The sequence below is a fragment of the Brevundimonas sp. CURTG3B2_SDJG genome (assembly GCF_057364705.1).
Genome location: NZ_JBNFOJ010000341.1, coordinates 1 through 2,843 on the forward strand (window position 1 = coordinate 1; position 2,843 = coordinate 2,843).

Here is a 2,843-nt window from a genome sequence, read left to right on the forward strand (position 1 = left end):
CGTCGTCCTGCTGGCCCCCGCCGTCTGGGGCTGGACGGCCCAGGGGCCGGTCAATTCCGCCGGCCTGTGGTTGGCCGCGCGCGCCATGGGCGACCGCGCGGTCGACGCGCCCGAGTGGGCCATCCGCGATCATCCCGCATCGGACAACCGGATCGAACTGTTCCGCAACGGCCGGGACCCGAACAGCATCATCTCCACCCGCTTCGACACCCTGTACGGCCTGGTCGACCTGATGGAGAGCGCCTCTCTGGGCCTGGGCGGCGTGCGCGCTCCGACGTTGCTGCTGTACGGCGCGCACGACAACGTCATCCAGAAGCCCGCCATGCGCCTGGCGCTGCAGCGAGCCGGCGAGCGGCCGAACCTGCGCACCGGCTACTATCCGGACGGGTGGCACATCCTGAACCGCGACCTCCAGGCCGAGGCCATGTACCGCGACGTCGAAGCCTGGCTGCGGGACGCGAGCGCGCCGCTGCCCTCGGGTGTGGGGGAGGTCGCGCCGGCGCTTTAAGGCAGGTTCTAGGTTCCAGGGGCCAGGTTCTAGGAACGCTTCCGGGCAGCGCCGCGGCTTAGGCTACCGTCTTCCCTAAACCTAGCCCCTAGAACCTAGCCCCTCCCTCCGCGCTGACGCGAAACCGCCATGCTTGCGGTGTTAAGCGATGGGGCGTATCAGCGCCGCAACAAAAAAACACCCCGGGAGTAGCCGCTTATGGGCATGACCCTGTTTGATTCTCCGTCCTTCGCGAACCACGAAGGCGTTCATGCGGTCTTTGATGAAAAGACCGGCCTGCGCGGCATTATCGCTGTTCACTCAACGGCGCGGGGGCCGGCCGTCGGCGGCACCCGCATGTGGAACTACGCCTCCTCGGCCGAGGCGCTGGAAGACGTGCTGCGCCTGTCCAAGGGCATGAGCTACAAGAACGCCGTGGCGGATCTGGAGATGGGCGGCGGCAAGTCGGTCATCATCGGCGATAGCAAGACCCAGAAGACGCCCGAGCTGTTCCGCGCTTTCGGCCGCGCCGTCGACACCCTGGGCGGGATCTACTACGCCGCCGAGGACGTCGGGGTGTCGGTCGCCGACATCGCCGAGGCCCGCAAAGTGACGCCCTACGTGCTGGGCCTGTCGGACGGTCCCGAAGCCTCGGGCGACCCGTCGCCGGTCACCGCCGAGGGCGTGTTCCGTTCCACCCTGCTGGCCGCCCGCCGTCTGTGGAAGCAGGACGATCTGACCGGCCTGACGGTTTCGGTCCAAGGCATCGGCCACGTCGGCGGCTACCTGGCCGACAAGCTCCATGCGGCCGGCGCCAAGCTGGTCATGACCGACGTCAACGCCGCCTTGCTGTCCGAAGTCGCCGCCCGCACCAACGCCGAGATCGTGGCCCCGGACGCCATCTACGACGTCAAGGCCGACATCTACGCCCCCTGCGCCCTGGGCGCGACGCTGAACCCGCAGACCCTGGACCGCCTGACGGTCAAGGCCGTGGTCGGCGCCGCCAACAACCAGCTGGCCACCCCGGACATCGGCCAGACGCTCTTCGAGCGCGGCGTGCTCTACGCGCCGGACTACGTCGTCAACGGCGGCGGCATCATCAACGTCGCGTCCGAGCTGAACGCCCGCAACACCGGCGGGGCCTACGACCCGGCCTGGGTCGAGGCCAAGCTCTCGCGCCTGATGGAGACGCTGGAGGAGGTCCTGGACCGTTCGGAAGTGGAAAAGCGCCCGACCCACCAGATCGCCGACGCCATCGCCGAGGCCCGCATCGACGCCGCCCGCGGCCTGAAGGCGGAACAGCGCAAGGCGGCCTGAGGCCCGGAATTCCACCCGTTCGTCCTTCCGGCCTCGTCAGCTGGGTTGGACGGATGAGCGGGTGGCCCAAACTATCGATCTGGCGCGCTGTCGGCGCGTCGTTCTGTTGGCTCTTCCTGGTCGTCGCTTGGACGGTCTTCGCAGTCTGGCTCTACCGGGAGATCGCACCCCACGCGCCGACGTGGCTTCTCGACCGGCGCCGGGGCGGTTCCTACCTCTTCCAAGCTCTCCTGGTCCCATACATCGTCGCCTGATGCTCGGCGGTACGTTCGCCGCGATAGGCCTATTCCGATTGTGGCGCGCCGACCTGGACCAGCTCGAGTTCTTTCCTGGATCAGGCCGGGATTACCCCGAGCAGATGCGCTACTTGGCCAGGCGCCGTAAGGCCGGTCTCGAAGGCGATGGCCCATCGTCCGTATCCGCGTCCGAGGCGCTTTCGATCCATACTCTCGCCGACGAAGGCAAGAGGCGTCCAGTTGAAGACCGCGCCTGACTAAACGCGACTTTCAGAGCCCGCGCCGAGCGCCGGATTCGCGCCCGCGTCGCATACGGATCACTATCGCCCATCCTGCCCTTTGATTCGGGCCGAGGCGCCATGACCGCAACCTCCCGCAAGGCTTTCGACCCGCTGCTGATCGTGATGGCGATCGGCTTCGTCGTCGCGGTCGGGGCCCTGGCCTATCCGGCCTTCCGGGCCGATCCGCTGAGCGCGCCCGGCCTGGTGCTGATCTTCACCGTCGGGGCCGTCGCCCTGATCGGCCTGTTCGCCTACGCCCGGGCCGAGAACCGCAAGCCGGCCGGGGACGCGACCGTCGACCTGCTGGACGCGATGGCCGAACCGGCCGCGCTGGTCTGGGCCACCGGCCAGGTGCTGGCGTTCAACCGGCGCCTGGGCCGAGGCGGGCGGGCGACCGCCGCCCTTCCGCCGGCGCGGTCGGGCGGCAAGTCGGCCTCGGCCCTCTACATGGCCTTCGCCCAGGCGCGGGCCGGAGAGCAGGGCCGCGCCATCGTCCCCATCGGCGCGCGCGAGCACGAGGTG

General features: G+C 69.0%; 2 protein-coding genes and 1 pseudogene. All 3 read left to right on the forward strand.

Going from position 1 to position 2,843, the window contains the following annotated elements; translation table 11 throughout:
- Positions 1 to 508: serine aminopeptidase domain-containing protein (locus tag AC2W7C_RS16225; protein WP_486002324.1), on the forward strand; the 508-nt coding region annotated here is incomplete at its 5' end.
- A gap of 204 nt (positions 509 to 712) precedes the next feature.
- Positions 713 to 1,804 (forward strand): Glu/Leu/Phe/Val family dehydrogenase, encoded by a 1,092-nt coding sequence (locus AC2W7C_RS16230; protein WP_486002325.1) that lies wholly within the window; start codon positions 713 to 715, stop codon positions 1,802 to 1,804.
- A 595-nt stretch (positions 1,805 to 2,399) separates the two neighbouring features.
- Positions 2,400 to 2,843, forward strand: a pseudogene (locus AC2W7C_RS16235) (cell cycle histidine kinase CckA); the annotation flags it as partial.